The sequence below is a fragment of the Halogranum roseipondis genome (assembly GCF_059695585.1).
On the sequence record NZ_JBUEED010000005.1, the window covers coordinates 105,527 to 127,731 of the forward strand.

The following is a 22,205-nucleotide window of genomic DNA, read 5'->3' on the forward strand; positions in this document are numbered from 1 at the left end:
CTGGCGACGAATCTCACACGAGCACGGTCACGTAGTATTTTTGCGAGGGGGACGCTCAGGAACGTCGCCGCGCCTAGATAGCAAGACGAATGTCCGCACAAAAGACTTGAGCATACAGTCAGATATTGACTCCGATACGGAATGGGGTACTTTCGTGCCGATGAAAAGTTAGGTTTGAGTAAGGACTGATATCGACTCCTACAGAAAATCGAGAAGAAAAACTACGATTTTGGTCGTGGGAGAGGTTACAGTAGACTAAGAGAGGAGCTTAAGCACTGTCTTCGAAAGGACAGACACGCCGATCGAGAGGCTCTCTTCATCGATGTCGAACATAGGAGTATGATGACCGCTAGGATTACTGCCCCCAATACCGATATATGTCCCTTGGCCACCATTTTCCATGACAGCTTTCAGTAGATACGTGACATCCTCGCTAGCTCCTAAACGATCACGCTGGCGAACCGTTGAGGCATGATCCACACTCTCTGCCACATCACTCACGAGACTGACTAACCCTTCATCACAATCTTGCCGGATCGACTCTCCGATAAGCGCGACATCAACGGTGCACTCATGCATTTCTGCTGCCGAGTTAAGGTAGCGGTAGACAGATTCACGCATATACTCCATCAGTGCAGTCGATTCTCCACGAACTTCTACATTTGCGGTCGCTCGATCGGCAATCACGTTAGCGGCATTGTCGGAACGAATGTTCCCCACATTCACCCGTGTTGTCCCCTCTTTGTGTCGAGGAATCCCATACAGATTATTCGCCGCAGTCACTAACGCCTGGACTGCGTTCTGACCGTCGCTGGGTGCAAATCCGGCATGCGCAGACTCCCCTTCGAACGTGATATCGAACCGTGAAAGGGCGAGCGCCCCGTCAAGGCCCGCAATTACGGTCCCTGTTGGGTAATCGAGTCCGACGTGGGCACCGATCAGATACTCTACGTCATCGATGTGTGGTCCTGCAGCCATCGGTTTGCCGCCGCCAAGGAGTTCCTCAGAAGGTTGGAAGAACACCTTGAACGTTCCGCTAAAATCACTTTCCAGAACCGTTCTGAGTGTACCCAGACCAAATGCGATATGCGCATCGTGCCCACAAGCATGCATGAATCCGACGTTATCTGATTGGAAACCCTGGGCTGTTGGTGCATGTTCACTGTCGTCCGATTCCTCAATTGGAAGCGCATCGATGTCGACACGAAGCCCGACAGTAGGTCCCTCACCGCGGTCGACGACTGCAACGGCTCCTGTATTCCCTCCTTCGATGTGCGTCAAAATATCCAGCCGGTCGGTTTCGGATTTCGCTTTTTCGAACCACTCTGAGAGTTCCTCCTCGTCCGGAACGCCTAGCCGTTCGGTGGTTTCCAACGCGTCAGGGCCTACGTGTATCTCATCCACCCCGAGACGTTCGAGTTCTTCCACGATTCTCACCGTAGTCAGGAATTCACACCATCCCGGCTCCGGGTACTGGTGGAATTTTCGTCGCAATTCAACCAAATCCGCCTTCTCTGGCATATGTGTACTAACAGCGACACTCCGTATATTATTTACTAATATAAGAACCCATATATAAGATATCACATAGGTAAGGGTGAGAGTCGTCTATTCGCTGGGCGAACTGATCAGATCTCTCTCCCACATTGCCCGCGCAGTGTACATTGTTCCGAATACAGAGGCGATTATCACCGCGTACAGCGGAAGGCCAGGGAGGAACGAGAGCAGACCGAAGTCCATCAACAGTGTCATAACTAATGCAATTGTGAATCCGACGCCCGCAAGCTTGGGATAGTCCCTGCCGAACTGTGCGAATATTGCGCCGAAGACGGAGGGGACGAGATACGAGTCGAGGGCATTTTGCCACAGTTCTGGAAGCGCCTGGAAGACGGATACAAGAGCAACTGCTCCCACGGCCAATATCGTGATATTAACAGCTATCGATGCGGAAATTGCTATCGTTGAGATCAAACTCCCCTGTGGCGTGCCGGTTTCCACGCCGGCACTCTCTTGAGCAGCGGCGGCGCATGGGAGTCGAAGGTTCGAAATGTTCCCAGATAAGAAAGCCATGTACGTACCGGGAATTCCTAAAACAGGGTAGTAGGATACCGGTTCGACGAGCCAAAAGATTCCGAATGTGGCGACCACCGATATAAATGCCCCAGTGATCGCTCCCGCCGGAGGGACGATTTCGAAGACCGTCAGCAGGACTAACGCAGGTCCCAAAGACAGTGCTACCGCAAGCAAGTTCGTCCGTCGTCCCCACTTATTGATATACGGTATGAATTGGTTTTGATAGACGTTCCCGTCCTGTGCTGCCTCCTCTACCACGTCGCCGGCGTTGCTCGTGTCGTGCTGTTGTTGTTGTCCAGACATACTACCACCAACTTCCGACCGATAATTGGATAGCGACCCCAACGGCTAGACCAACTACCATTGCGATTCCTAACGCCCACTCTCTAATCCACTGTATATCCTTTCTATCCGCGATTTGTAGTAGTCCGAGCATTGCCAGACCACCGGCAGCCACAGATCCAGTTTCCGGGGTACCGGTCGTTACCTCTCCTGTGAGGAAATAAGCAAAAGCCCCGAGCATAGCTGCAGAACTAATAATCGGGATGAGCTTTTCTTTCCCACCCCCGATCTTTTGCCTTACCTGCTCCATGTGCGGAGTCCCTAGTGCTGAAACCAGTAGCCATCCTGTCCCACCGAGAGTCATTGACCAGACTGCGGTTGCGTAGGCCTGTTCGGAGATTCCGTTATCGCCCAGACTGTAGCCGAATTGAGAAACACCGAGTTCGGCAGCTGGTAACTCAAATGCGACTGAGCCGATCACAGAGAGTCGCATCCACGCAACGGGGCCACCTACAGTCGCGATCAGAGCGAGCATACCAGCTAAAACGGCTATAGCGGGGCCAATAGCCGAGATCACTCCTGTCTTCAGCCCAGTTTTTAGCTGTTCATCTGATAATCCCATCTCGTTCCCGTTTTTCCACGCGCGCTGGAGGAACAGTCCGGCTTGTAACAGTACCACTAGTACTACTGGTACAGTTGCAAGCCATAGCCAAGTGCTGTTGGCAATGTCCATATAAATCGGTACTGTCGGTATCGGCGGATATCCGACCATGCTAGATTGTCCCAATCACTTCAGTGCATATATAATTATTGGTGATGGCCAACTATTTTGTGTGATATTTCAGGACCGACCAATCAATCGGCAGAGCGTCTGCCTTGCTGACCAGAGGGAGTCACTAACCGTCTTCGTTGCTCGATCTCGCGTCTACACCATGTTAGAAAGTGCGATCTTCCTGTGAATATCTCACCCCTGATAACCGGACTGTACCTGTAAACTTCTCCCGTAAACTCATCAGGACGTACACGACGTGGTAGGCGAGCCGTGTGAGCGCCTGTTTCGGTTATTGGGAAACGAACAGGGAGGTGGTTGTGTGTTATCCACTCGGATCGTAGTCGTTTGGATATGAGAGCAGATTAGTGCAATAGATTACAGCACTAGTACTGTAAATCAAGTCGTTGGCTCAAAGACAAACCAGTTGTTCACGACGATTCGATCTTAGATAGCCCACCGAGTATCAAAACCATCAGAGAGTGTTTTCCCAGTGTAGGAAGTCCCGAATAGCGATCAACGAGATTGTCCAGACGAAACGGCCCGTCCATGTCACACTCTCAGCTACTTTGAGTTTGACTGTATCACGAACACGTTCTACGAGAACGCGTTGGAGCGTTTCGGGCATTAGAAACAGTAGAGAAGATACCGAATCGGATGCGCACAGACCGAAGGGTTGCAAAGAATATCCGATACTCGAATGCTTATCCTAATCCAAGCAGAACGTAGGCTCGCTGTTCAACGAAGGACTGCCTTGAGTAGAGAAGTATCTGACCGGATTGCTGGAATCTACTTTCGATAAAGAAATCCTATCGAGTCGAAAGCGAGGCTTTCAGAGACTTGCGATAGCCTCAATCTCGACGTCGACCCCTTTCGGAAGGTTAGCAACTTCAACAGCGCTGCGGGCAGGTGGAGAATCGTCGAAGTAACTGCTGTACACTTCGTTCATCTCATCGAAATCATCGATGTCACCGAGGTAGACCGTCATTTTGAGTACGTCACCGAGTGTGACTCCTTCCGACTCAAGGATCGCCCCGATGTTGTCGAGAACTTGTTCGGTCTGTTCCCCGATACTCGCTTCATCCAGTAGTTCCCCATCTGTCGTCATCGGTATTTGACCCGATGTAAACAGAATCTCTTCGTTCGTCGTTGCTTGGCTGTAGGCTCCGACTGCGGAGGGTGCTTCAGCTGTTTGAATAACGCGCATCAGTTGGTCCAGTTGCTTGAATACACATAAAATTTCCTTCTAGGGGCGGTTCGGATACGGAAGAAGAAAGCGGGAAAGATCGGACTCACCCGCAAGCTTATCACGATACGAGAGTAGATTCAGATATGACCAGTAGGCAAAAACCTGACTGGCTCAAGATGCGTCCACCATCTGGTCAGCGCTTCACTGAGATAAAACAGTCTCTTCGGGATCGTAATCTCCATACAGTGTGCGAGGAGGCTAATTGCCCAAATCTTGGAGAGTGCTGGAGTGGACGCGAGGGGCCGGGAACGGCGACGTTCATGCTAATGGGAGATCGCTGCTCAAGGGGTTGCAACTTCTGTGACGTCCAGACTGGAGGCATGGAACCACTTGATCCGAACGAACCCGCGAACGTCGCAGAGGCGGTCTCCGAGATTGGCTTGGATTACGTCGTCTTGACCTCCGTTGATCGCGATGATTTAGATGACGGGGGGTCAGCTCACTTTGCAGAGACAATCAGAGAGATCAAAACACGGGACCCCAGTATCCTGGTCGAGGTACTCACACCGGATTTTCGAGGGTCCCCAGATGCAGTCCAGCGGATTCTCGACGCTGGCCCAGATGTATTTGCTCACAACATAGAAACAGTAGAGCGTCTTCAATGGCCGGTCCGAGATCGTCGCGCGGGTTACGAACAGACTCTCGACGTTCTTCAGCAAGCAAGTGAGGAGTCCGACGTATACACGAAAACGAGCCTCATGCTTGGCCTCGGCGAGTACCACCATGAGGTCTATCAGACACTCTCTGACCTGCGCGAAGTCGGCGTCGATATCGTCACGTTCGGTCAGTATCTTCAACCTTCACGTTCTCACCTAGATGTGTTTGAGTACGTTCACCCCGATGTATTCGAAACGTGGCGCGAGATCGCCGAAAGAGAACTGGACTTTCTGTACTGTGCCTCGGGACCGATGGTTCGCTCGTCCTACAGAGCGGGCGAACTCTTCGTCGATGCACTGCTCCGAGACGGCAGGAGTGTCGAACAAGCACGGAAACAGGCCCGTGTCAGCGGCGACTGAAGCCGATATCCAATGAGGTTGAAGAGAGGTACGGAGCGTCGACAGAGTATCATTGGTGTCTACCGAAATGTACAAGATGGATCAAGTACAGCCACTCAGTATCTGTCGTGGAAGAGCCATCACAACGACTGATGTGTCCACAGACAAGGGGATGCAGCACGACAGATGCTCGGAAGCGAAGTGGCCGAAAGATCAAAGCTAGCGAGAATCCATCAAACCTCACGTTCACAGACCTCAGACAGACAGTTCAACTAATTTAAGATAATATCAAAATGACAGATAAAAATAATTCGATCGAAACAGATGTACTGGTTATCGGCGCAGGACCCGGAGGTTACGTCGCTGCTATTCGCGCCGCACAACACAGTCTCGATGTAACTCTCGTTGAAAAAGACGCGTATGGCGGCGTCTGCCTCAATCATGGTTGTATTCCTTCGAAGGCTTATATCAGCGCCACAGATCTCGCGTACGAGGCGAGAGGCGCGTCAACGATGGGGATTTTTGCAGACCCGACAATCGACATGGCGAAGATGCAAGAGTGGAAGTCGAACGTAACTAACAGACTCACTGGTGCCGTCGAGAAACTCTGTAAGGCAAACGGGGTCACCCTCGTCGAAGGTGTGGCGTCGTTTGTCGACGAGAACGAAGTACAAGTTACGTCAGAGGGTGAGAATTCGAGGCAGAGTTCGATCACGTTCGACCGCTGTATCATCTCGACAGGGTCACGCCCCATTCAGGTTCCGGGGTTCGACTTTGCAGACAGTAAAGTGTGGTCTTCACGGGATGCACTCGCGGCAGAATCGGTTCCAGACCGTCTCGTAGTTGTCGGAGCGGGCTACATCGGAATGGAACTCTCAACCGTATTTGCAAAGCTTGGAGCGGAAGTCGATGTCGTCGAGATGCTCGACGACGCTCTTCCTGCTTATGAAGACGACATCACACGTGTCGTACGGAAACGTGCGAGCGAATTGGATATCGACTTCCACTTCGGTGAAGGTGCAACTGAATGGCGTCATACCGACGATGGTATCGAAGTCGTTACCGAAGGAACGGATGAAAAGGAATCGATCTATGCGGCGGATAGGGTCTTAGTCGCAGTCGGTCGTCAGCCTGTAACCGATACTCTCGGGTTGAAGAATACCGGAGTAGAACTGAACGAACAGGGATTCATAGAGACCGATCGTCACGGGCGTACGTCCGTCGAACACGTCTTCGCTGTGGGTGACGTCGCTGGGGAGCCGATGCTTGCACATAAGGCCAGCAACGAAGGAATCATTGCAGCCACTGCCCTGTCAGAGAAACCGCTTTCCAGTAGCACTCGGTCAATTCCTGCTGCGGTGTTCACGGATCCCGAGATAGGAACCGTCGGACTGACAGAGCATGAAGCGAAACAGGAAGGCTACGACCCTGTTGTTGGGAAGTTCCCCTTTAGGGCATCAGGGCGAGCACTAACGGCCAGTGAGACAGCCGGATTCGTCCGTCTTGTCGCCGACGGTGAGAGTGGTGATATCCTCGGCGCCCAAATCGTGGGCTCGGAGGCCTCGGAACTTGTTGCTGAAGTGGCGTTGGCTATCGAGATGGAAGCGACGCTGGAGGACATCGCAACGACAGTTCACACGCACCCGACGCTTTCAGAAGCGGTCATGGAGGCCGCCGAGAACGCACAGGGACACGCGATTCATACGCTGAATCGATAGCTCGAGCTTCGGTGAGACAGCCGGGCGAAGTACGATACACAACCGATAGTGTGACAACGGCGTGAATGTCAGAGAAGAGTCCAGAACCCTTCGAACGAAAACCTTCACGCCGAACTCGGAAACTCTGTCAGGGTTTGGGTGAACTCTTCTGTACCCACTCGTCGGCCTCATATTTCGCTGTACTACGCGCTCGGGCCCGTTCCAGTTCGCCGTTGGTCCAAGAGCCCTCGGTCGCATCGACGAACGCTGCGAGTTCGGATTCGAGTGCTGAAACGACTTGCTCCCGACGTACGTCCACGAGCTCGTCGATACCGACCACTCGTTCGTCGAACTTCTCGTTCTCGATAGCTGGATCGGCGAACACCGCTAAGTGGTCTTCCGGGAGCGACGAGAAGGTGATCGAACCGTGTTGGATCACTGCGTCGTTCTGTCTATATTGGGCATTGCCGGAGACTTTCCGCCCTTGAGCGAGAATATCGTGAGCCGGATGGAGGTCTCGCAGATAACACGCTGGGTGATAGATTGCCGGGCAGGGTTGATCGGCATAGTCCGCGGGGATTCCGAGGTTTCTGAACGTTTTGAGGAGTGGGTTACAGAGCAAATGGTAACACTCCAAGAGGTCACTAGGGAGTTCATCTTTCGGAGCGGTGATCGAGTAGGAGATGTCGCCGACGTGATCGTGATAGATTCCACCACCACCGGTCTGGCGTCGCGTCACGTCGATTCCTTCGCGCGAGCAATAGTCCCAATCGACGGTAGTCGGGTCTTGTCCATACCCCAACGAGAGACAGCTCGGAGCCCACTGGTAAACCCGCACCGTTCTGGGGCCCCCTGATGCAGCTGTCTCTGCAGCAATCTCGTCGAGTGCCATATTCATCGAACCCGGTCGGGGCTCTTCTCGAATCAGTCGCCACTCGTACTCGGCGGTGTTTGGCATCACACTTACTCCATGTTGGGAGAGTAAAATTGTTGGGTCAGGTATCGTCGCCGATGTTGCGATAAGCGCGGCGAAATTAATAGAGAGAATCAGAAGAGATTCTTCGCTGAACTGGCGTTAAGTATCGTGACTCTCGACTGATTCCGGAGTGGGGACGACCCGCTTGATCGTATACCCTGCTTCCTTGATCTCGGAGACGACTTGTTTCATCGCGTTCTCGCCAGGGGTGGTCGTTCGGATGACAAGGTCGGCCTTGCCGACGGGGAGTCCCTCCTCAGAGCGATCGTGGCGTACGCTCCGGATATTCGTGTCGTGGCGACCGATGATGTCCGCGATCTCCCCAAGAACTCCGGGGTGGTCGTCGATACGAACATAAAGCGTGACGAACTGACGTCGATCGACGAGAGCTCGGGTGAGCATATCCTGAAGCGTTGCGATGTCGATGTTGCCACCACAGAGGAGCGGAACGACCGTTTCACCTCGACAATCGATCGCCCCCGAGAGAAGCGGTGCGACGGACGTCGCAGCGGCCCCTTCGACCATCTGTTTCGTACGTTCCAACAACCATAGGGTTGCCTGCGCAATTTCGGTATCCGTAACCGTGACCACGTCGTCAACGTGGTTCTGAATGATCTCGAATGTGAGCTCAGAGATGCCCCCTGTGGCGATTCCGTCCGCAATCGTGTCGGGGGTTTCGTTCTCGACTGGGTACCCTTTCTCGAGGCTGTGGGGGACCGTAGCAGCGGATTCAGCCTGAACACCGACGACGCGAATCGACTCGTCGTACGACTTCACTGCCGTTGCGATACCACTGATCAGTCCCCCACCACCGATTGGAACGGTGAGAACGCTTAGGTCGGGTACCTGCTCGATCAATTCGAGCCCGATCGTACCCTGACCAGCGACAACAGCGGGGTCATCGTATGCGTGAACGAACTCCGTGTTAGAATCGTCAGCATACGACCGTGCAGCGTCCATCGCCTCTGCGAACGTCTTTCCGGTGAGCTCGACCGTTGCCCCGTATCCTTCCGTCGCGTCGACTTTCGCCTGTGGAGCAGTCTCCGGCATAACGATGAGCGACTCAAGTCCGAGTTCGGTTGCAGCGAAGGCGACACCCTGTGCATGGTTCCCTGCACTCGCGGCGACCACCCGGGTCGCATCTCCTTGCGCCACTTGCGAAATTTTGTTGAATGCCCCACGGGGTTTAAACGACCCTGTCTTCTGGAAGTGTTCATACTTGAACCAGACGTCAGCGTTCACTGCTCTGCCGAGCGTCGAACTCTCTTCGACAGGAGTCTGACGAATATCCGTTGATTGATCGAGACGCCTTCTCGCACGTTCTATGTCTTCAATGGAGACGGTCATCGGTGGTCTGGATTGGAGCTTTGGAAACGGACTCGGTCGTTATGCGATTAACGGTGAGTTCGGGATCACCGTAGCAGTTCCGGAGGATGTGACGCTGTCGGTCAATCATAGATTGGATACTCTTCACACAGGCGATCAACTTGCAATGAGACATCCTCGATCACGTCATGGTCGTCGGGATGTTCGATGACGTCGACGATCGCCTGCCCGACAGTTTCTATCTCCGATTGCGTGAACCCGCGAGTTGTGAGCGACGGTGTGCCGATTCGGATACCGCTGGTAGTGAAAGGCGATCGGGTCTCACCGGGAACAGTGTTCTTGTTGACAGTGATTCCTACGTTTTGGAGGTGTTCTTCGGCGTCACTTCCAGTCACGTTTGGATGGGAATCTCGCAGATCCACGAGGACGTAGTGTTTGTCAGTACCTCCGCTTACGAGGGACAGCCCGTTTTCGGAAAAGGTGGTAGCTAAGGTTTCTGCGTTCGCTACCACCTGCTCAGCGTACTCAGTGAACTCGGGTGTCAGTGCTTCTTTGAATCCCACCGCTTTTCCAGCGATGTTGTGCATTAGCGGTCCACCCTGACTTCCAGGGAAGATAGATTTGTCAATCTGCTCGGAGAATTCGTCCGACGTGAGAATCAATCCTCCTCGTCCTGCTCGGATCGTCTTGTGAGTGCTTGCAGTGACGAAGTCCGCGCTGTTAATCGGATTCGTGTGGACACCGGCCGCGATGAGACCAGTAACGTGAGCAATGTCTGCGAGGTGATACGCGTCGACGTCAGATGCGATTTCGTGGATACGCTCGTAGTCGAACTCCCGCGGATACGCCGACGATCCACTGACGATAAGATCGGGATCAAATTCTGTAGCCTGTTCAGCAACCGACTCATAGTCGATGTAGCCACTGTCAGGGTCAACGCCATACTGCTCAATATCGTAGAGTTGGCCAGAGAAGTTGACGTCGTGACCGTGTGAGAGGTGTCCACCGTGAGTAAGGTCCAAAGACAGAATTCGGTCACCGGGATCGAGCATCGCGAAATAGACGCCCATATTCGCTTGCGTGCCACTGTGAGGTTGAACATTCGCGTGCTCTGCATCGAAGAGTTCTTTCGCACGGTCGATCGCCAACTGTTCGACAGTGTCGGCGTGTTCACAACCACCATAGTATCGAGAACCGGGATATCCTTCGGCGTACTTGTTCGTCAGCACCGAACCCTGCGCTTCGAGAACCGCCTCCGAAACATGATTTTCAGACGCAATCAGCCCGAGACTCTCTTCCTGACGACGTTTCTCGTCTTGAACGGCAGCATGGACCGCTGGGTCAGTCTGCTTAAGGTGGTTACTACGAACCATAGAATTCACTTTCAATCGACGATATACAAAGCATTACGAATAGGCAACATTAGCCCCGAGCTTCGAATATAAACGTCACTCTCGCCGGCCACGTTCTACTAGCCCTTGTTAGGTAGAGATCACGGAAAGACGCGAATCAACGGGGGAGTTCCGACCGTATCTTGTCGACCCTAAGGACGTGGATGTGGTCCAGACAACGGGGGCGAGTGAAGTACCCCGCGCACGGTGGCGCGGGGCATCCGTGTCTACCCCGAAGTGGGGGCAACGGATTTTAATTCCTCTCGCGCTCGGTTCTCACCTTGCGCCGACACACCGTCGTCGGTAACACCCGAAGCGAAAATTGCTCCGTGAGAGTCGGCCTCTTCACACAGGCCCGATACTGTCCGTCTCACTTTCCTCACGCGAGGAAGGGTTTCGAGAGACAGTACATTCTCATTCTGCTCGTTGAACCATTCTTGTACCACGCACACCGCCGCTTTCCTATCCGCGTGGTCTTGGAATCCACAGTCCTTACACTCGCTAGTTGTCCACTCTCTCGATAGCGGCGGCAGCAAGAGGCTGGTCTGACATGGTGAGAACGCCGAAACGAGACGAAGGACACTTTTGGCACTACAGAGACTGCGAGAAGAGTCTCAGATCTGGTTGTTTTCCGCTGTGGCCATCGCTCAAACCGCTCTCAGAAGACAGCTGTTGCTCCCCGCCAGCCTCGCTTCGGTCGAAGCGAGGCGGCTCACCCGAGTCCGTGCTCGTATCCTGGTGGCAGTCCTTCCCCGTTCGTCCGATGCTTCCTCTTCCAGCCCAGTTCGTCATCCAACACCTGTTCGATCCCATGGAGAAACGCATCACTGAACGTGAAATCTACCGGGAGTGCTCGCCCGCCACGCCGTGGCCGGGCGAGCACTGCCCACTGCACCACCAGCCACAACTGCTCTAACAGGAACCCTACACCCACGTAGAAGAGCCGAATTGTCGTCGATGGCGTCGTCGTAAGGGCCCGCGCTTCCCGGAACTTCTCGTAGCTCTTCTCGATCCGTGAGCGGTTGTTGTAGATCCGCGCCACTTGCCGCGGCGTGCGGTCTTCCAGACCGTACGCCGCGTATCCAGTCTGTTTGAGTCCTGACTTCCCGCGATCACCGTTTTGGTAGGTTACGTTCACCGCCAGCGGAAACGTCTGTTCGTGCTCTTTGCCTTCACAGATCGTCTCTTCGGTCATGTACGACGCTGTCGCTGAAAGTTTCTTCCGGAGCGAGTCTTTCCCGGTCTTGACCGGGAAGACTGGCGGCGCTGTCGCCCGAAGCACGCCGATCACCTCGCCGACGTAGGCTGCTCGATCCATGAGAATCCGGTCGAACTCGAACGGATACAGTTCGACGCGGGCGAGCACGCGCTCGACCGCGTCGGCAGCGCTATCGTCGCCAGCAACCGGTTCAACCGCCAGCGTCAGCGGCTTTCCCTGCGCGAGCACGAACGCCGTGCAGTACCGATGGCACTTCGTCGTGCCATCACGCGCTTGCATTCGCCTGAACTCGTCTTCGTCCGCTGGGTGCCCGTGAAACGGGTTGTCCATGAAATCGATGCAGACGGTTCTCGACCGGTCGCGGTCGAGAACCGACATCGCCAACGTCGCGAGAATGTCGTTGACAGCGTCCAGCATCGGCTCTTTGTCGAGAGTATGGAGCCACTCCATGACGGGTTCTCTGTTGGGTGTCTCGTCTGTGTTGGTCGTGACGCCGTTGACCGAGGTTGTGCCGACAGCCGCACGGAGAACGACTTCCATGATATCGCCGGAATCGAGGGGCGAGCCCTCGATTCCTGGCATCGGAATCAACTCAAGCACTTCCAGAGCAAGAGTCTTGAGTTGGCTGTTCGTAATGAACTCGTCCGGATCTGTAAGCACCTGCTTGAGTTGTGGAAAGTTCATCAGGTGCGTATCCGGACAGCGGATGAATCAGGTCCCTGATTCACCCGCTTCACTCAGTACTACGTATCAGCTGCTGGAGTCCTGAGCCAGAGTGGACAACTAGCGACACTTGAATCGCTTCTTGTAGCGATTCGCACGCTCAATATGCAAGCACTCCGTATGAGGACACCGCTGACTCGTGTATTCGGGGTCAACATCGTCCGACGGGATTCCGTTCCATGCGGCTTTGTACGCTACCATGTCGCGGAGTGCCGCGAATGGCAGCGAGTGTAAGCGACGATTCATCCGAGTGCCATAGTCGATGGAGTCTCGCATATCTTTGAGGTCTTCAAAGACAATAACCGGATTCGTGAACTGCGAAACCCATCGCTTTACGTCACGTGATACCTTGTGGAGTTGGTCATGAACGAAGTCACGTTCTTCGCTACGAACAACGTTCTCGAACGCTGTTTGCCCAACCTTTTGCATCCGCTTGCGTTTCGTGAAGAACTCGTGTCGAACCCGCTTGATGTCCGGGTACTCGAAGACGACCGAATCAAATACGTCACCAGTATATCGATTCATCGCGGCAAGGGCCACACAATCCTCGTTGATGTCCACACCAACGACGGTATCAGCATCGTCTGGGGATGCTACTGTACGGTTTTTGTGGGTGACGGTAACGTGGAGTCGCCATTCATCGTGTTTGTACACAAGTTCTGCAACACCGACTCGCCACGCTTCAGAGTTCAGCGCATTCTTCACGCGGTCAAGGTGGTCGGGATTGCCACGAAGCACGCCTTTGACGTAGTTGTACGGCTTGTAGCTGATGCGGAATCGACTGAGTTGTCCACGGTGAGGGCGTATCCTTCGTCGTGGTTCATCCGCATCGGATACGTTTCGTGGATGTACGGGTATGGTCGGCCCCAGCCCTCGTCTTTGTGGTCGTGGTATGTCTCAAGTTCTCCGAGAGCTTTCTGGACGAGGAGTTGGGTGGTGTTTTTGACATGGTTGGCGTGGTCCACTACGGTGTCGTGGATGTCGCGCCAGTCCCATCCTTCACTGTCGAGTCGATTGACTTCGTTGCGGACTCTCCGGGCTTCGAGACAGCCCGTGGGCAAGTTCTCAGAACTACCCGTTTGGATGGTGAGTCCAAAGGAAAGTGTGTGGGTTTGGTCTGAGTCTTGCATTATTATGTTCTTGTCGCGTGGTGTTGTAAAGGTTCAGGTCGGCATTCACCCACGGGCGCGGTGGCCCGTGGTACTCTGCCTCGAACCAGTATAGATGGTCACAAAAGGGGAGATTAGTCCGAGATCTGGTGCCAAGACAGGACCGGATCTCGTGCGGCTTGCGTTTGATCTATGCGTTTCGCGGTGGTCTCGTTTGGTGCTGCCTCGATTGCGTCGTCACTCTGATCGAGTACCGAATTGAATGCCTCTGCCAATCGGTCCAATGTCGTTTTACTCTCGGCCTCTGTAGGCTCTGTCATCAGGGCTTCGTCAACGATATCGGGCCACTTTGTCGTCGGGGGATGAACTCCATAATCCAACATTTTCTTCGCAAAGTCTGCAGCGTCCTTTTCGCCGGCACTTGCCACGAACTCGTGGTGGAACGGTTCGAACGGGACGTCCAACTCGAGCTGAGAGGCAAGATAGTTCGCGTTGAGGACTGCTTTCGCACTCGTATCGGACAAACCTGAGTCACCAAGGCGAGAAATGTAAGCGTGTGTCTTGAGAAGAACGAGCCAGTTACCCATTCCACCGTGGATCTTTCCGATAGATTCGTCCGGAGTCGTGAGAACGTACTCTCCTTCCTCCTTTCGCACGTGAGGGTTCGGGAGGAACTTGCCAAGGCCTTCACGAACACCGATCGGTCCCGCACCCGGACCACCGCCGCCATGGGGTGTGGCGAACGTCTTGTGAACATTGTAGTGCATGATGTCGAACCCCATGTCACCTGGTCGAGCACGGCCGAGAAGCGCGTTCAGGTTGGCACCATCGTAGTAGAGGAGCCCTCCAGCCTCGTGGACCAGGTCCGCAATCTCCTCGATTTCTCGTTCGAACAATCCAAGTGTGTTCGGATTGGTTAACATCAGTGCTGCTGTCGACTCGCCTACTGCTGCAGAGAGGACATCAAGATCGACTCGTCCATCCTCGTCTGCCGGAAGCTCGACGATGTCGTACCCGGCCATCGCAGCGCTGGCGAAGTTAGTCCCGTGAGCACTAGAAGGAACGATGATTTCGTTTCGCTGTGCCGCTTCGCCGTTGTACTCGTGGTACGCTTTAGCGACCAGGATTCCAGTCAGCTCCCCGGCCGCTCCAGCAGGAGGTTGGAGCGTTACTGCACTCATGCCCCCGATCTCTCCGAGATACTCTTGTAGCTCGTAGTAGATCTGTAGTGTCCCCTGGGCTGTTTCGGACGGACGGTCCAGATGAAGCGAGGCTGATGGAAGCGCAGCGATATCTTCCGTGAACTTCGGGTTGTATTTCATCGTACAGGAGCCGAGTGGATACGGACCGCTGTCGACTCCGTAGTTCATCTGTGAGAGCCGCGTGTAGTGGCGTGCGATCTCTGGTTCTGAGAGGGAAGGCAACTCGATACTCTCGCGAGTCAGTTCGTCGGGTAGATACGTGTCCTGCAGCTCACAGCGGGACAGATCTTTCTCAGACAAGAGCGGTTCGTGACCTTCAGATTCTGTACTGTCCCACTTTGCCTGTTGATATCGTTGCATTACTCCATCACCTCGCGGAAACCTTCGATGAGGTCGTCAGTTCGATGCTCGTTCGTCTCCGTTACACAGATCTGTACGGTCTCCTCATCCAGTTCGTGGATCGCAAACCCTTCTTCCACCATGTTCGATACTACGTCAGTCGCATCGCCTTCGATTGCTGCCGTGAACTCTCTGAAGTGGTACGCGTCGTTGACGGGGGCAGATATCCCCTCGATTCGATCGAGTTCGGAGGCAACCCGCGCTGGTAGACGTGTACACTTGTCTGCCAGTGAAGCGAGTCCGTCTGGCCCTAAACAAGTCGCGTGGATTGCCGATCGAAGCGCAACCCAAGCTTGATTGCTGCAGATGTTACTCGTTGCTCGCTCTCGTCGAATATGCTGTTCACGTGTCTGGAGAGTCAGCGTATACGCTCGATCACCTGCACTGTCTCGCGAAGCACCAACTAATCGACCAGGCATCTGCCGAAGGAAACCATCACGACAAGCAAAAATACCGATTCCCATTCCGTAGGCAGAGGGTAGCCCAAGAGTTCCAGCGCTCCCGACGACAATGTCAGCACCGATCTGACCAGGGCTTTGAAGAAGCGACAGCGCGACCAAGTCGGATCCGATACACAGCAATGAATCTTCCTCGTCTAGAATCGCTCCAATCTCCGTTAGGTGCTCTTCGATCACTCCTTCGGATGTGGGATTTTCGACGTACACGAGGAGAGTATCGTCATCGAGATGCGACCGAAGCGTCTCAGGGCGGACCATACCGCCGTCAGTCGGGAGCTCTCGAATCGAGAGCTCCGATCCGTCGGTATAGTTTTCCAGAACATCACGACGTTCGGACCGAAGATAGTCGGGAACCAGGATTGTTGACCCGTCTGCGTCACGTACTCTGTCTGCAAGAGTCGCGGCCTCGCCGAGGGCTGTCGCAGCGTCGTACATCGAACAGTTTGCCACGTCCATCCCAGTCAACTCTGTGACGAGAGATTGGAACTCGAACAACACCTGTAGAAATCCCTGTGAAACCTCCGGCTGATACTGGGTGTACGAGGTGATGAACTCAGATCGGAGAGAGAGATGATCGACGACTGACGGGACGTAATGGGAGTAATGGCCTCGGCCGAGGAATTCAGTAACATCTGCATTGTTTCCGAGGATACGTTGGAGTCGTTGCTTCACTGCTTGTTCGGATAACCCCTCGATTCCGAACTCACCCTCGAAACGAACCGAACTCGGGATATCGAAGAGCTCTTCGATATCGGTTGCCCCGATTGCAGTTAACATCTGACTGATATCGTCCTCGTCGTGAGGGGTGAATGGGCTTTCGCGGTTATCCGAACTGCTGTGCGTGGACTGTGTCTCACGAGATTCCAAGCTGTCTTGCATCGTTAGATCTGGTCTTCGTATTCACTAGCAGTTAGCAGGTGATCGATACCAGACTCCGAGTTGATTTCGAGTAGCCACCCGGATCCGTGAGGATCCTCGTTAATCAACTCGGGGTTATCAGCAAGCTCACTATTGAGGTTCTCAACAGTCCCAGAGACAGGGGAATAAATGTCCGACACTGCCTTGATACTCTCGATAACTCCGAACTGATCGCCTTCATCAAGTTCGTCCCCTATATCCGGGAATTCTACAAAGACAATATCTCCGAGTTCGTCCTGAGCAAAGTCAGTGATTCCAATTCTGACAAGACCATCAGAGTCGGTTTCCTTTGCCCATTCGTGTGATTCTGCATATCGTCGGTCGTTTGGGATTTCGAATGTCATGTTGAATTACTCGTTGTCGTTTGTGAGTGAACTGAGGAAGCGGTGATTGACTATCGTCGCCGGTACTGCGCGACCTCGTATTTGGACTTCGACCGACCGGTTCTCGTCTGCCTTGTTGGAATCAACGTACGCGAGGGCGATCGGTTCGTTCAACGTCGGACTCATGGTGCCACTTGTGACATGCCCAATAGACTCCCCTTCGTCAGTTACTTCATATCCGTTGCGTGGGATTCCCCGCTCGTTCAGGTGTAGTCCAACAAGTTTCTCCTCAACACCGGTTTCTTCGAGAGCTTTCAAGGCATCTTGGCCGACAAAGCGCGGCTTCGAGAGATCAACGACGAAACTGAGCTTTGCCTCGAAGGGTGTTCGAGGCTCAGATTTCGGGTCAAAGTCCTGACCGGAGAGCAAAAGACCTGCTTCAAGCCGGAGCGTATCACGAGCTCCTAATCCACAGGCCGGAACATCACTGAACGACTTCCACATCTCTTCGGAATCAGTCGCATCGAAGAAGATCTCAACCCCGTCTTCGCCCGTATAACCGGTCCTTGCAACGAGGCACTCCACTCCTTCGATAGCGGTCTGCGCCATCGAAAACCGTCCGAGGTCGGTGACGGAATCGCGTGAGCGGTTCTCAACAATCTCGATGGCATCCGGACCTTGAACGGCAACCAAGCCCATCTCTTCGGTTTTGTTTTCGACGCTGACTTGAAGTCCCAATTGACGGGAATGTTTCGACCATCGGTCAACCATCTGTTTTCCATGCCCAGCATTCGGAACGAATAGATAGGCGTTCTCGTCTGGGTATCTATACACGACAGTATCGTCAATGATGATTCCGTCTTCGTTCAGGATGCACGAGTATTGTGCGTCACCTCTATCGAGGTCTCTAACATCGTTACTCGTGAGACGGTTCATCAACTCTGTGGCGTCAGTACCACTCACTTTGACTTCGCTCATGTGGCTTACGTCAAAGATTCCAACTGAATCACGTACAGCAGCATGTTCGGTACTAATTGTATCGTATTTTACAGGCATCTCCCAGCCACCGAAGTCAGTGAACTCGGCGCCGGCATCGAGATGTGCCTGATAGAGTGGGGGCTTGCGCAAAGACACGAATAACTGTGTTCGGCTGATATCACAAGTACTTTTCTATGAAGACAGTTACAGTCTCGGGCAATCACAATCTGCCAATCAAGGGTGAGCTTTATTGCATATCAGGCCTGTTCCCCAGTATGGGGAAAGAATCTCGAAAGACGTCCAAAACGTCGCTCCTTACGATTGAAGCAATACAGGAGCTGGATGGTGCATCGCTGTCCGAAATCTCAAATCATACGGACATTCCAGTCAGCACCTTACATACTCATTTACAGACTCTAGAAGAGATGAAATACATCATTCGTGACGGTAATGACTACAAACTCGGAATGAAACTATTCCATCTCGGCGAAAAAGCCCGATGGCGAGACGACCGATATCAATTAGTGAAAGAGAAGGCCTGGGACTTAGCGAATCGAGTGGGTGAAGAAGTCAGTTTCGCGGTAGAAGAGAACAATCGAATGGTGATCATATTTGATGAAACGGCCACACCTTCAGACGAGGGATTTCAAGTGGGACGATATTTTGACCTTCATAGTTCCGCTTGTGGGAAAGCCGCATTGGCAGAGTTTCCCGAAAAGCGGATCAACGAGTTTGTCGAACAGACCGAACTCCCTGCCTACACAGACAACACCATCACTGACAGAGATGAATTACTTTCTGAACTTAAGACAATTCGGGAACAGGGCTATGCCGTAAACACCCAAGAGGAACTAGAAGGATTACGGGCCGTTGCGATTGCAATCAACGGACCCGACGGAAGTTTGTTTGGGACTTTAGATATATCCGGACCACCATACAGGCTTCCTGCTGAAGAAGAAATGGCGAAGCGACTCCAAGTGGTAATCGACGATATCGAGTCATCTCTAGCATCAGGAGCCCAGAGTTAGCCAGAAGATCGACAGATGATTCGGTGTTAGAGTCTCCAACACCAATCACTTAGTACTGCGATTAACACTATTTGCCTCTCCACCATTTCTATTTTAGTTTCCCAAAGTAGGAAACAGAAGTATAGATCCAAGCGGCAGAGATATCACCACTTTTCGCTCAAAACCGGTCCGAGATCGGCAGCCAGGAACTCATACAGAGAACCTCGAGAGCGTTGATCACATTTCGTTACAAAGCTATATTTGTAATGCATTCATCAGCCCTCTCACTTTCTCATGAGGCATTGTAGCCCAACCCTCTCCAGGAAATACTCGGTAACGGCATGGGCGGTGAATCCTGCGACTGGCCAGGGTCGAGTAACAGCGAAAGTGATCCCGCAACCACCTTCGTCGAGTGAGCGGCCGACTACCCGAACAAATGTCTGGTTGACAATTACGACATACGACGGGCAGATGTCTCAGTTACTATTTGCAGAGACCTGTTCGAGTTTGAGCGACGATCTCGATAAAACACAATCCGACCGATCGTCTTGCTCAAGTAAGTGGATTCTGTGGGCAATTTTATATTTTAATTCTTCAAATTAAGGCTTGAATCAGATGTTGTTGAGCGGTTCACTGTAGCCGTTCACGACGAGAACCCCCTGTCGTGGGACTCAGCAGTGAACACCGCGACATCGACCAGTTGACGCAGGAGGTCGAGGTACTGGTCGTCTAACGTGCGAAGTCAAGTAACTAGACAAGGCCTACGAAGAGGATTCGGACGCGGCTCCACAGGGCGTCTGATGAGCGGAGCGACTATCTCTTTCTGTCACCGTACGCGTCAAGAAGTCACATTTCACGTTGGACAGTCTGAAATCGGTTTGAACAGCTTGCCGATCGTGCTGGGTTGGCCGAATCAATCGGTGGTGAAACTCCGTCACCGAAGATGGGACGGCAATTCTGGTACGACGCATATTCGTCGTCGCTTGACGCCGTTCTTGGGAGTCTCAACGAGATTGCCGCCGAACAGGGAAGTGCGAGCGCCGACGTCGTCCTACAGAACTATCTCTCCGATGCGCGTGCGCGGAAGTTGCGGCGAGAGTATATGCAAGAACAACTTGCCGCTGCGTTTGAGGGGAGTAATCGATACCATTCAGCGGGACACAGAAATGAGTCAATGAAAGGTTAGCTCCCGTAATACCTTGCTAGGAGTCATAGACCAGATTACAGTTCTAGTTGGCAGTAGATTGGGTTTCGATTATACAAGCATTTTTGTATAGTGTGCCAGCAAAATCATACTGGAAAAGAGATATCGAACACGAACTAGAGAACGAATTCGTGACTTCGACGCCGCTCCACAGGGGAAAATAAATGACATCAAAGGACGTAGCCAAGTATATGAGCAACGAGACCGCGAACGGATCCACGTCGGCCAATACCCACGCCGTCGCAGCAGAGGCGTTCGTCGATCAAGCGCGGTCACAGCATGGCGACGAAATCGCCGAACTGTACGTCTTCGGCTCGACGATCCGTGGTGAAACTCGCGGACTTGCCAACGACATTGACGTCCTCGGTGACGATACCGATCAGAATACGATTGCCGACTCCCTCCGTGACCTTGCCTATGACGTGATGCTCGAATACGGGCCTGTTGTCGAGCTTCACATCCTTTCGGAGACGGCGTTCGAACGCCACCAGCACGAGGGCAACCCCTTCATCAGAAATGCCGTCACCGAGGGGCTCTCATGTGCTTGATTCGGCCGTTCGAAGGAGTTTGTGAAGTTATGAAGCGTCGAGGTCGTAGCCCCACTCACGAAGCACTTCCGCGATGAGTTCTGGATTTCGCTGAGCGACAACCATGGCAGCCTCGCGATAATCAGATTTGTAGACGCTTTCACCAAGCAACTCTTCAAGCGTGTCCTGCAGGTCACCTTCGGCTTCGATGATCTCCTCGCGAAGGAAATACGGAACCTGTTCGCGCCCTTCGTTCACTTTGTCGCGGCGAAGCTTGTACGGAATCGAGTCCATTGTCGGTCGCTGTGAGACTGATTCGGATTGCGTCTCCGATTCCGTCTGTTCATCTGCTGTTTCTGTAGAAGAGGTGCCAGTGGAGACGTTGTCCTCTTTTTCAGAGATGTCATCTTCCTGCTCGTCAGGCTGTTCGTCATCGTCTTCAGAGTCGTCGAGACCCGCGTCTCGCGAACCAGATTTGAGTCCCATTATGCAGTCACCTCAGGGGTCTCGAGTCCTGCTTCTTTCTCGAGGAAGCGAGCGAGTTCATCGAACTGCTCGAGCGTCTCGAGTTCGTAATCGCGTTTCCGATTGCGGTGTTTCTCAACGTACGTGTAGGGGCTACACTGCTGCATCCAGCTCCCTTCCATCAGCGAGCCACGCTCGCCGATAACGACAGGGACTGGGAAGCCGCTTTCGCGAAGGTCACGAAGGATACCTCGCTGATCCCGCGTATCCTTGTACCCGATCGGGAGGACTGCAAGTACACCGACGTCGACGTCGATACTCTGCTCTAAACCGTCGACAAGGTCGTCAAGTCCTTCGATCGATTCCTGACCTTTTGCAGTCGCCTCGAACGGGATGACGACGTTCCTGACGGCGACCAGTGCGTTGTAGAGAATTGGCCCTGCTTTCCCGGCAGAGTCGACGATGATGACGTCGTACTCATCCCGAACATTTGCGTCACGTAGAACGCGGTGAAGTTGCTGATACATGCTGTACGACTCCCCAAAGTTCTCGGCTTGCTGCTTTTCGTTAAGGAGGAACTCGTGGAGATCCTCAAGCATGTTGTGCGAGGGAATGAGATCGACTCCGTTCTCGACTTCGATGGTGAGGTCGTGAAAGTCCCCTTTCGGACGGCCAACGAGATGCCGGACGAGGTTATCAACGTTCGGGTCGCCACGGTCATAGTCAGGACCGAAGAAGTACGTGAGGCTCCCGTTCTGGGTGTCCATATCGATTGTCAAGACATCGTGTCCCGCGCGTGCGTGACTCGCTGCGAGTGTCGCCGCCGTTGTCGTCTTTCCGACACCCCCAGCCTCTGAAACTGGAGCATACGTGAGCATTATACCCGATAGTCGAAAGCAATGAATATAAAACTAA

Annotated in this window: 20 protein-coding genes and 1 pseudogene; 5 read left to right on the forward strand and 16 right to left on the reverse strand. The window is 53.4% G+C overall.

Going from position 1 to position 22,205, the window contains the following annotated elements; translation table 11 throughout:
• Positions 1-255: 255 nt before the first annotated feature.
• The 4 genes from EOHIBHHM_RS20735 to EOHIBHHM_RS20750 all read right to left on the reverse strand — a co-directional run bounded on the left by EOHIBHHM_RS20735 (position 256) and on the right by EOHIBHHM_RS20750 (position 4,334).
• Complete coding sequence (locus EOHIBHHM_RS20735) at positions 256-1,521, reverse strand: amidohydrolase (protein ID WP_497257532.1); 1,266 nt, start codon at positions 1,519-1,521, stop codon at positions 256-258.
• Positions 1,522-1,608: 87 nt separating this feature from the next.
• Positions 1,609-2,376 carry a hypothetical protein gene (locus EOHIBHHM_RS20740; RefSeq protein WP_497257534.1) on the reverse strand — a complete coding sequence of 256 codons (768 nt, stop codon included), beginning with the start codon at positions 2,374-2,376 and terminating at the stop codon, positions 1,609-1,611.
• A gap of 1 nt (position 2,377) precedes the next feature.
• Positions 2,378-3,088: a DUF5058 family protein gene (locus EOHIBHHM_RS20745; RefSeq protein WP_497257536.1), complete on the reverse strand. Its 711-nt coding sequence runs from the start codon at positions 3,086-3,088 to the stop codon at positions 2,378-2,380.
• Between the two features lie 868 nt (positions 3,089-3,956).
• Positions 3,957-4,334: a Rid family detoxifying hydrolase gene (locus EOHIBHHM_RS20750; RefSeq protein WP_497257849.1), complete on the reverse strand. Its 378-nt coding sequence runs from the start codon at positions 4,332-4,334 to the stop codon at positions 3,957-3,959.
• Positions 4,335-4,357: 23 nt separating this feature from the next.
• Here EOHIBHHM_RS20750 and lipA point away from each other — a divergent pair, with 23 nt between their 5' ends.
• Both lipA and lpdA read left to right on the forward strand, forming a co-directional pair.
• Positions 4,358-5,389: a lipoyl synthase gene (lipA, locus tag EOHIBHHM_RS20755; RefSeq protein ID WP_497257851.1), complete on the forward strand. Its 1,032-nt coding sequence runs from the start codon at positions 4,358-4,360 to the stop codon at positions 5,387-5,389.
• Between the two features lie 272 nt (positions 5,390-5,661).
• Positions 5,662-7,086 (forward strand): dihydrolipoyl dehydrogenase, encoded by a 1,425-nt coding sequence (gene lpdA / locus EOHIBHHM_RS20760; RefSeq protein ID WP_497257538.1) that lies wholly within the window; start codon positions 5,662-5,664, stop codon positions 7,084-7,086.
• A gap of 127 nt (positions 7,087-7,213) precedes the next feature.
• Here lpdA and EOHIBHHM_RS20765 read toward each other — a convergent pair whose 3' ends face one another.
• From EOHIBHHM_RS20765 to gcvT, 10 genes are all read right to left on the reverse strand, one after another.
• Positions 7,214-8,023 (reverse strand): lipoate--protein ligase family protein, encoded by an 810-nt coding sequence (locus EOHIBHHM_RS20765; RefSeq protein ID WP_497257540.1) that lies wholly within the window; start codon positions 8,021-8,023, stop codon positions 7,214-7,216.
• 117 nt (positions 8,024-8,140) lie between these two features.
• Positions 8,141-9,388 carry a threonine ammonia-lyase gene (gene ilvA, locus EOHIBHHM_RS20770; protein WP_497257542.1) on the reverse strand — a complete coding sequence of 416 codons (1,248 nt, stop codon included), beginning with the start codon at positions 9,386-9,388 and terminating at the stop codon, positions 8,141-8,143.
• Positions 9,389-9,489: 101 nt separating this feature from the next.
• A complete protein-coding gene (gene glyA, locus EOHIBHHM_RS20775; protein WP_497257544.1) occupies positions 9,490-10,740 on the reverse strand; it encodes a serine hydroxymethyltransferase in 1,251 nt (416 codons plus the stop codon).
• A gap of 730 nt (positions 10,741-11,470) precedes the next feature.
• The gene (locus EOHIBHHM_RS20780; RefSeq protein ID WP_497257546.1) at positions 11,471-12,661 is read right to left on the reverse strand and encodes an ISH3 family transposase; all 1,191 of its coding nucleotides are present in this window, start codon (positions 12,659-12,661) and stop codon (positions 11,471-11,473) included.
• Positions 12,662-12,760: 99 nt separating this feature from the next.
• A complete protein-coding gene (locus EOHIBHHM_RS20785) occupies positions 12,761-13,405 on the reverse strand; it encodes an RNA-guided endonuclease TnpB family protein (RefSeq protein ID WP_497257548.1) in 645 nt (214 codons plus the stop codon).
• On the reverse strand, positions 13,402-13,830 hold the full coding sequence (locus tag EOHIBHHM_RS20790) for a hypothetical protein (RefSeq protein ID WP_497257550.1): 429 nt from the start codon (positions 13,828-13,830) through the stop codon (positions 13,402-13,404). The genes EOHIBHHM_RS20785 and EOHIBHHM_RS20790 overlap by 4 nt, the downstream gene beginning before the upstream one ends.
• A gap of 113 nt (positions 13,831-13,943) precedes the next feature.
• Positions 13,944-15,371 (reverse strand): aminomethyl-transferring glycine dehydrogenase subunit GcvPB, encoded by a 1,428-nt coding sequence (gene gcvPB / locus EOHIBHHM_RS20795; protein ID WP_497257551.1) that lies wholly within the window; start codon positions 15,369-15,371, stop codon positions 13,944-13,946.
• On the reverse strand, positions 15,371-16,747 hold the full coding sequence (gene gcvPA / locus EOHIBHHM_RS20800; protein ID WP_497257553.1) for an aminomethyl-transferring glycine dehydrogenase subunit GcvPA: 1,377 nt from the start codon (positions 16,745-16,747) through the stop codon (positions 15,371-15,373). Before gcvPA ends, gcvPB begins: the two co-directional genes overlap by 1 nt.
• A 2-nt stretch (positions 16,748-16,749) precedes the next feature.
• Entirely contained in the window at positions 16,750-17,130 is a 381-nt protein-coding gene (gcvH, locus tag EOHIBHHM_RS20805) for a glycine cleavage system protein GcvH (RefSeq protein ID WP_497257555.1), read from the reverse strand.
• A gap of 6 nt (positions 17,131-17,136) precedes the next feature.
• A complete protein-coding gene (gene gcvT, locus EOHIBHHM_RS20810; RefSeq protein WP_497257557.1) occupies positions 17,137-18,243 on the reverse strand; it encodes a glycine cleavage system aminomethyltransferase GcvT in 1,107 nt (368 codons plus the stop codon).
• Positions 18,244-18,281: 38 nt separating this feature from the next.
• Here gcvT and EOHIBHHM_RS20815 point away from each other — a divergent pair, with 38 nt between their 5' ends.
• The 3 genes and pseudogenes from EOHIBHHM_RS20815 to EOHIBHHM_RS20825 all read left to right on the forward strand — a co-directional run bounded on the left by EOHIBHHM_RS20815 (position 18,282) and on the right by EOHIBHHM_RS20825 (position 20,846).
• Positions 18,282-19,115, forward strand: coding sequence for an IclR family transcriptional regulator (locus EOHIBHHM_RS20815; RefSeq protein ID WP_497257559.1), 834 nt, complete (start codon positions 18,282-18,284; stop codon positions 19,113-19,115).
• A 778-nt stretch (positions 19,116-19,893) separates the two neighbouring features.
• A pseudogene (locus EOHIBHHM_RS20820) lies at positions 19,894-20,280 on the forward strand (hypothetical protein); the annotation flags it as partial.
• Between the two features lie 209 nt (positions 20,281-20,489).
• Positions 20,490-20,846, forward strand: coding sequence for a nucleotidyltransferase domain-containing protein (locus EOHIBHHM_RS20825; protein ID WP_497257561.1), 357 nt, complete (start codon positions 20,490-20,492; stop codon positions 20,844-20,846).
• Between the two features lie 27 nt (positions 20,847-20,873).
• Here the strand turns inward: EOHIBHHM_RS20825 and EOHIBHHM_RS20830 are convergent, their stop codons facing one another.
• Together EOHIBHHM_RS20830 and EOHIBHHM_RS20835 are read right to left on the reverse strand one after the other, a co-directional pair.
• Complete coding sequence (locus tag EOHIBHHM_RS20830; protein WP_497257563.1) at positions 20,874-21,311, reverse strand: DUF7970 domain-containing protein; 438 nt, start codon at positions 21,309-21,311, stop codon at positions 20,874-20,876.
• Entirely contained in the window at positions 21,311-22,168 is an 858-nt protein-coding gene (locus EOHIBHHM_RS20835; protein ID WP_497257565.1) for a ParA family protein, read from the reverse strand. Before EOHIBHHM_RS20835 ends, EOHIBHHM_RS20830 begins: the two co-directional genes overlap by 1 nt.
• Positions 22,169-22,205: the final 37 nt, after the last annotated feature.

What these genes read in the sequence shown, in the direction of transcription:
- EOHIBHHM_RS20735 (WP_497257532.1), bottom strand. Translation starts at nt 1,521, where the DNA reads ATGCCAGAGAAGGCGGATTTGGTTGAATTGCGACGAAAATTCCACCAG.
- EOHIBHHM_RS20740 (WP_497257534.1), bottom strand. Translation starts at nt 2,376, where the DNA reads ATGTCTGGACAACAACAACAGCACGACACGAGCAACGCCGGCGACGTG.
- EOHIBHHM_RS20745 (WP_497257536.1), bottom strand. Translation starts at nt 3,088, where the DNA reads ATGGACATTGCCAACAGCACTTGGCTATGGCTTGCAACTGTACCAGTA.
- lpdA (WP_497257538.1), top strand. Translation starts at nt 5,662, where the DNA reads ATGACAGATAAAAATAATTCGATCGAAACAGATGTACTGGTTATCGGC.
- EOHIBHHM_RS20765 (WP_497257540.1), bottom strand. Translation starts at nt 8,023, where the DNA reads ATGCCAAACACCGCCGAGTACGAGTGGCGACTGATTCGAGAAGAGCCC.
- ilvA (WP_497257542.1), bottom strand. Translation starts at nt 9,388, where the DNA reads ATGACCGTCTCCATTGAAGACATAGAACGTGCGAGAAGGCGTCTCGAT.
- glyA (WP_497257544.1), bottom strand. Translation starts at nt 10,740, where the DNA reads ATGGTTCGTAGTAACCACCTTAAGCAGACTGACCCAGCGGTCCATGCT.
- EOHIBHHM_RS20780 (WP_497257546.1), bottom strand. Translation starts at nt 12,661, where the DNA reads ATGAACTTTCCACAACTCAAGCAGGTGCTTACAGATCCGGACGAGTTC.
- EOHIBHHM_RS20790 (WP_497257550.1), bottom strand. Translation starts at nt 13,830, where the DNA reads ATGCAAGACTCAGACCAAACCCACACACTTTCCTTTGGACTCACCATC.
- gcvPB (WP_497257551.1), bottom strand. Translation starts at nt 15,371, where the DNA reads ATGCAACGATATCAACAGGCAAAGTGGGACAGTACAGAATCTGAAGGT.
- gcvPA (WP_497257553.1), bottom strand. Translation starts at nt 16,747, where the DNA reads ATGCAAGACAGCTTGGAATCTCGTGAGACACAGTCCACGCACAGCAGT.
- gcvH (WP_497257555.1), bottom strand. Translation starts at nt 17,130, where the DNA reads ATGACATTCGAAATCCCAAACGACCGACGATATGCAGAATCACACGAA.
- EOHIBHHM_RS20815 (WP_497257559.1), top strand. Translation starts at nt 18,282, where the DNA reads ATGAAGACAGTTACAGTCTCGGGCAATCACAATCTGCCAATCAAGGGT.
- EOHIBHHM_RS20825 (WP_497257561.1), top strand. Translation starts at nt 20,490, where the DNA reads ATGAGCAACGAGACCGCGAACGGATCCACGTCGGCCAATACCCACGCC.
- EOHIBHHM_RS20830 (WP_497257563.1), bottom strand. Translation starts at nt 21,311, where the DNA reads ATGGGACTCAAATCTGGTTCGCGAGACGCGGGTCTCGACGACTCTGAA.
- EOHIBHHM_RS20835 (WP_497257565.1), bottom strand. Translation starts at nt 22,168, where the DNA reads ATGCTCACGTATGCTCCAGTTTCAGAGGCTGGGGGTGTCGGAAAGACG.